This is a genomic window from Anaerovirgula multivorans, from assembly GCF_900188145.1.
GTDB lineage: Bacteria > Bacillota > Clostridia > Peptostreptococcales > Natronincolaceae > Anaerovirgula > Anaerovirgula multivorans.
Window position 1 is genome coordinate 62,865 of sequence record NZ_FZOJ01000025.1, and the last position, 6,943, is coordinate 69,807.

At 35.7% G+C, this 6,943-nt stretch carries 5 protein-coding genes; 4 read left to right on the forward strand and 1 reads right to left on the reverse strand.

Features of this window, described 5'->3' with window-relative positions; translation table 11 throughout:
• Positions 1 to 6: 6 nt before the first annotated feature.
• Positions 7 to 1,053 (reverse strand): ornithine cyclodeaminase family protein, encoded by a 1,047-nt coding sequence (locus CHB72_RS19115; protein WP_089284474.1) that lies wholly within the window; start codon positions 1,051 to 1,053, stop codon positions 7 to 9.
• A 142-nt stretch (positions 1,054 to 1,195) separates the two neighbouring features.
• On the opposite strand from CHB72_RS19115, the gene CHB72_RS19120 reads away from it, so the two are divergent.
• The 4 genes from CHB72_RS19120 (at position 1,196) to CHB72_RS19135 (ending at position 6,914) form a co-directional block, all read left to right on the forward strand.
• Positions 1,196 to 2,647, forward strand: a complete 1,452-nt coding sequence (locus CHB72_RS19120) for an aminotransferase-like domain-containing protein (protein ID WP_089284475.1) — start codon at positions 1,196 to 1,198, stop codon at positions 2,645 to 2,647.
• Entirely contained in the window at positions 2,647 to 3,111 is a 465-nt protein-coding gene (locus CHB72_RS19125; RefSeq protein ID WP_242975198.1) for an RNA methyltransferase, read from the forward strand. The genes CHB72_RS19120 and CHB72_RS19125 overlap by 1 nt, the downstream gene beginning before the upstream one ends.
• A gap of 170 nt (positions 3,112 to 3,281) precedes the next feature.
• Positions 3,282 to 3,545: a hypothetical protein gene (locus tag CHB72_RS19130; RefSeq protein ID WP_242975199.1), complete on the forward strand. Its 264-nt coding sequence runs from the start codon at positions 3,282 to 3,284 to the stop codon at positions 3,543 to 3,545.
• Positions 3,546 to 3,971: 426 nt separating this feature from the next.
• The gene (locus tag CHB72_RS19135; RefSeq protein ID WP_089284476.1) at positions 3,972 to 6,914 is read left to right on the forward strand and encodes a DEAD/DEAH box helicase; all 2,943 of its coding nucleotides are present in this window, start codon (positions 3,972 to 3,974) and stop codon (positions 6,912 to 6,914) included.
• Positions 6,915 to 6,943 lie beyond the last annotated feature (29 nt).

A 6,943-nucleotide genomic window follows, 5' to 3' on the forward strand; every position in this document is an offset into this window, starting at 1 on the left:
TTTGTGTTAAATGTAAACGGCTGTACCGATATTCAATTCTTCAGCCTTTTTAATCAGAAAATTTGAAACGGTAAGATCCTGCAGAGCGATGCCTGTACTATCGAAGATAGTTATGTCCTTGTCCGATGTTCTGCCCTTGATAGTACCATTTATTAAATAGCCTATTTCCGTTATATGTTTCTCATCAATAATGTCTGACTTGATAGGAGTTTGTGTTTCGCCAACTGATGAAGCCTGATGAATGTCATCGACAAAAACCCGGGCCACTTCAAAGATTTTTTCATCTATCTCCTGCTTGCCCGGCATATCTGCCCCAATACAGCTGAAATGAGTTCCAGGCATGACCCATTCATTTGATATATATGCCTTACGGGAAGGTGTTATGGTTATTACGGTATCTGTTTCCTCAAGGGCTTTTGCGGCATTATCCACGGCAATGAAATCAACTGAGTCTATTCTTTGAAGCCACATGCAATTTCCAAGATCTCCGATATCATTTGTTATTTTACCAAGTTCTTCTTTGATTGAGCATTGAAGTTTCATCGCACTTTGGTATCTCAACGGATTATATATATACACTTTTTTTAGTGAAGGCTTTACTGAAATAGCCGCAGCGATCTGAAATACTGCTTGAAATCCGGTACCTGCAACAAGTAGAACCTCTGAGTCGGTTTTTGACAGGTATTTAATACCGATTGCGCCGGCAGCTCCTGTACGCATTGCCGTTAAATACCTTGCATTTATGATGGCTTTCGGCAAGCCGGTTTTCAAGTCAAATATCATTGTTAAACCGGTTAAAGGGGGGAGGCCTTGTTTTTCATTTTCCCCAAACCATGCAACAAGCTTTAAGCCAAAGGTATCTTCACCATTCAAAATACCGGATTTTATATCCATGTCTGCCTTGCCTTCGGACAGATCTTCGGAAATCAGCGGGAATAATCTTGCCTGATTATTAGCCTTAAGGAGATAAGCGTTTTCAACACATGCCACTGTATTGCGAATATCAAGGATGACTTTCACATCATTATCGCTTAAAATTTTTATAGGTATCATATTCATATCTACTCCATTTCATCAGTTTTTTGTGTCAATACAATTATAAATAAAGTTTGTTGAAAAGTCTCCAACCATTGTTTGGTTGCTTTTTAGCCAACCAAGTGATACAGTAATATCAGTAATGTGTGGAGGTAATGTCATGCTGGATATTGATTGGAAACCGGACAGAAACAGCCCGACACAATTGCATTTGCAGATTGCCGGATATATTAAAAACAAAATTGCCCGTGGAGAATGGCTTGTTGGTACAAAACTGCCAAGTCAGAGGACACTCTCGGAGGTTTTTGGTGTAAACAGGAGCACCATTGTAGCTGCAATGGAAGAGCTGGCTGCTGAAGGGGTTATAGAAGGAAATTCAGGAGGCGGTACAGTTATAATTAACAATATCTGGACTTTGTTTCCCATAGAGCGTACCTACAACTGGAATAACTATATCTCTTCAGGGGTCCATCAGACCAATCCTACCATAGTGCAGCAGATCAATCAGGCTGAATTTGATCCGGGAATCATAAGACTGGGTTCATGCGAACCATCCAATGCATTAGTTCCTTGCGGAATGATACAGAAAATACTGAAGAAGATGACTGTTTCGGGAAAGTCCCTTGGCTATGAAGAACCAAGGGGAACACTTCATTTAAGAAAAGAGTTGTGCAAATATCTTTCTACATTGGGAATAGAGGCAGAACCTTCTTGCGTACTGATTACTTCAGGTGCCTTGCAGGCCTTGCAGCTTATTTCTCTTGGCCTGCTGCATTCAAATTCGGTTGTATACCTTGAAAAGCCTTCATATCTTTATTCGCTCAGAACCTTTCAATCCTTTGGCATGCAGCTGTCGGGAATACCTCTTGATGAAGAAGGCATCAATATACAGGAATTGTTTGCACGACATAGGCGAAAAAGAGGAGCAATGCTGTTTTCAATACCTACTTTTCATAATCCCACAGGAAATGTAATGTCACCGGAAAGACGCAAAATTCTCATAGACAAATGCGGGCTGGAAAGACTGCCTGTTATAGAGGATGACGTTTACAGGGAGATATGGTTTGATGAACAGCCTCCGATGCCTTTAAAAGCATTCGATAAAAACGGCCTTGTTCTTTATGTTGGCGGCATGTCCAAGAATATGAGTCCGGGACTCAGGATAGGGTGGGTTGTTGGGTCTGAACAGGTTATTGGAAGATTGGCGGATATAAAAATGCAGACCGATTACGGATCTAGTTCACTCTCGCAATATGTGGCTGCAGAAATGCTTGCCAGCGGATTATACACTGAACATAATGAAATGATGAGAAAAAATGTTAGGATAAGAAGGGATGTTACAATTGCTGCACTTAATAGATATTTTAAAGGAATAGCTTCGTGGAATACACCGGCAGGAGGATATTTCATCTGGCTCAGACTAAATGATGCAATATCAATGCACCAGCTGTTTGTAAAAGCCTTAAAAAATAAAATACTTATTCACCCTGGAGATTTGTACGAGTATCATTCTAACCAGTATATCAGGATTTCATATTCGAATGCTTCATTGGATGAAATTGATTTTGGTATAAAGGTGCTTTTACAGTTGGTTATTGAGCAGCTCAAGTGATGGTCATTGGGCAACATACATGCAGTAGCATTTTTATTGAAGAGTATTGCAATAATACTCCTTCCGCCAAGGGGCTATCATCTTCAAACGGCATCTCTTTTGTCTACTCAACGCACGTTGAGACGGTTGTACTTCTTTCCCACAAAAAAGCAGACACACATATCAACGTAAATGTGGAGTTTGGCGAAGGTGAAGGGAAAATTCCTGTGGGCAAGATTCTTGAAAAAGCAGAGGATCAAAGACCAAGCGAAAGAGTTACCTATAAAATGATACAAGAGTATATAGAAAGTAAATATGGATTGAAAGTGCATACGGCTTATATCGCAGAAGTAAAAAGAGGTTTGGGGTTGCCAATGTATGATGCTCCAAATGCAGTAGAGGAATTGAAAAATTCCAAAAAACATCCAACGCCTGAAAAGGTGGAAGCAATCAAAGATGCGTTGAAGCATTTTGGTATAATATAATTGATTGGATCAAATTACATAAATAATGGGTTTTAATAAAATATCATATTATTAGAGGCTAAGTCTGAGTCAATAAAATGGCACGTAAACTTAGCCTCTTTTTTGTATAATACTGGGAATATTTTGATGAAACGTGTATAATAAAAGAAAAGTGTGCAAGGAGTATGAATATGAACTCTGAAATTATAATGTACCAGACCGAAGATGGATTGACAAAAATAGAAACTACTTTTGACAATGATACCGTTTGGCTATCCATTGACCAAATGACTGAATTATTTCAACGAGATAGAAGTGTGATTGGTAAACATATAAGAAATATTTTTAAAGAAGGTGAACTTGAAAAAAGTTCAGTGTGGGCAAAATTTGACTACACAGCTTCTGACGGAAAAGATTATCAAGTATATTACGGCACTGGAAGAAATGGAAATTAAACTGCTAGTGAAGGAGATAAAAACTAAGTGTGCATTATAGCAATAATGGGAAGTTAATTTTTATGTACATAGAGCTTATATTAGGCATTCAGCGCACTATCAATTTGAGAATTATAGAATCAAAATATCATACGATATGGTGAACCGTATCATAAATGAATGGGTGTTAGGATTAGTATATAATCTTGGTTTATATAACATGGAGCATGTTGATTTGACTGAAAATTTAGGAATCAAGAAACAAAATATCAATATTTGGATTGAGAGTGAAAAGAAAACTCCTGAAAAGTATCTTCCAGTATTGGAAGATACTTTTTGGAACTGATAGTGAGATTTTTTCTAAAGAGCTAATTGAGATTGAAGAATTTGAAATAGAAATTTTGAAGTTTTTGATGATTATAATAATTAAATTAAAGGGGCAGTTATATGAACAATATAGATAGAGCCATTCAGTATTATGTGGAGTATGAGTCTCATAACAGACTGAATAGCGTTGAAATACCCAAAGATGCAACGGGACTTGATTATTCGTATGTGAATAATTTAGAAAAACTGAGAAATCACATCAATTTTAAGGTTAAATCGGCAATAACTTTTATTTTTGATTATGAAATGAAATATTTAAATGGTAAGGCACGAAAATCATTTTTAGATGCTCTTTTTGAGATAGAAAAAGAAAATGATCTTCAGACAAAAGAGTATCTTGAAGAGCTTTTGGAAACTCATGGTCTTTGCACTTCGTCTCAAACAGAGAGTCGAATCAATAGAGTTATAGAGCTTATTAAAGACAAGTATATAACGATTCTTTCACCTTTATACAGCATTGGTGAGAAGAACATGCATCTCATAGGATTTAAGTGTTTTATTGAAGACGATGTGTTAAGGGTTGAAGAGTTTAGAATCAACCGTGGCGTTCTTGAGAAGCTTATGCTCACTGAAGTTGGTTTTGGAATTGAAGAGGTTCTCGGTGGTTTTGAAGCCACTCAAGAAGTTTTTAGTAATATTCATGAGTTAAAATTTTATACATACTGCGAAGCTATGAGTGCCCTATCGAGCACACTGACAGAGATGTTTCCTCTAATTAAAAAACAGTTGAATGAAGGATATAAACGTCTCGTTTTAATATCACTTGAAGGGTTGTCGGAACTCTATTATCCGCCTTTTAAAGATGATATGAAGCTTTTAAGTTCTCTAAATAACAGACACGATTCCAAGCTTCTAAGTAAGTATCTTCTCCATAATGAGAATATGTCAAAAGATGCTAGCGAGATACACCTTAATTCGCATTATGGGTCGTATACGGATGTATTTGCTGTTAATGAAAAGCAGTGGGTAGTTATCAGCGGTACGCACCAATCTGAAATTCTGGCAGTGTCAGGACCTCCTGGTACGGGGAAAACCACGCTACTCAAAGAGCTTATTGCCGATTTATCAGTAAATCGGACTAGACGCCTTATCGATGCATGGGAAAAAGACTGGGAATTGTGGAGACAAAATGATAATGGCGTCTATAGTTCACCCTTTGGAGGCGCGAATTTTGAGTCTATTGTGGTCACTTCGACAAACAATGAAGCAGTTAATAATATTGGTGTAGAGATTACAAAAGATATAAGAGATCTTAGAAGAGAACTGCATTTGAAACTGGATTTAGATTTTAGCGCAAAACTTGGGAAGAAAGACAATCGTATTGATTTTTATAGAAATAATTTAACTGTTTTAATGAAAGATCTTGATGAACTTACTGATGAAATTGATGTGTCTAAGGAGATTGAGGAGTTTCAGGATAAAATAAGTAAGATTGATGAAACAAACAAATGTATTGCTTCATTTCTGGAGAAAAGAAAAGCCTTGAATGAGTTAAATCTTATATTCTTTGAAGAAGACAAATTATCCATTGAAAAAATGAGCATATATCTCGAAAAGATTAAAATTTATATTTCTAATCTTGAAGTAACTATAAAAATTGAGATGGAAAATGCGTTATCTGTACTGAAAAGTATAAATCTAAAACTTGACACTCAGTCTGAACGCGAGACTGAACGTAGAAAACTTGAAAAGACTATAAGAAGCACTGAAGACGAACTAGACTTGTGGTTAAATAAGAGAGCGGGTTTTTTTTCATCAAAGCTTATTAATTTATTTAAAACATTTGGTAGTCTTGGAAACTATATAATTAACAAAATGTATGGTGACATAGTACATATAGAAACAGAAATTATGATGAATAGAGATAGATTAAAATCGGTATTACATGATATTCAAGAGATTGAAAACGATATTGATAAGTTGAGAATACAACAAAAATCTTTAGATGAAAAAATTAAAGAAATTGAGCAAGATAAGGTCAAACAAATTGATATTGTAGAACGTTTCAATGTGTTTTTTGACGCGTTTAATGATCTTTCAAAGATTATAGGTACAGATATTCCAACTGTTTGTGAGAGGCTTGAGTATAAGCTTTATAATGCAAAGCCATTGTATATCCTTAGACACAGACTGTTCAAGCTTTCACTTATTATTAATGAAGCTTATATTATAAAAAATAGAGCATCTGTGAAGAACAACCTAAATTTTATTTTAGATGATGAAGGTAAGGTTATGCAGTCCTTCTTTAGAAGCAATTATAAGTATGATAAAAATATTGAAAATGCGATACGCCAAATTTGGGAAACATTTTGCATGTGCTATCCGGTTATTACAACAACACTTCATTCCTTCAGTAGAGATAACTTCCATATGCTGGACAACTTGTTTGACTATATGCTTGTTGATGAAGCCGGTCAAATTATGCCGTATTATTTGTTGGCACCATTATACAGATGTAAAAATGCCGTTATAGTCGGGGATGAAAAGCAGCTTGAACCTATTAGAGATGCTAAAAATAAAGTATTTGAAAAATATGTGGATACTTTATCGGGTAGTTTAGATGCAAATAAAGCAACAGCACAAGGTTTAGCGAACTTAGCAACTGATTTTTACGAAAAAAATAAATCATCAGGGAACGTTGTATATGAAGGTATTATGTTGGAAGAACACAGAAGGTGTGAAAAATCTATTGTTCAGTTTTCCAACAAATATGTGTATGATAACCGTATGATTGTGCCTAAAGAAGACGAAATCAAAGAATTCTTAGAAAGTAATGTATGTTTTATAGATATTAGAGGCGTGAAGGAGTCAAATAACACCAACCTTTCGGAAGTTAAAGCTGTGGCAATTCTTGTCAGAAAATTACTGGAATTCTATAAGGAAGAAGATATTGCTGTTATAGCGCCTTATAAAAATCAGGTGCGTGCTATTGAAGAATGGATTGTCAACATTGAATTAGACAGTTTTTTTAAGGTTATGTTCTTTATATTGTTTAGGACTTAAATATCCTAATGTTGAATGAATCCTAATAT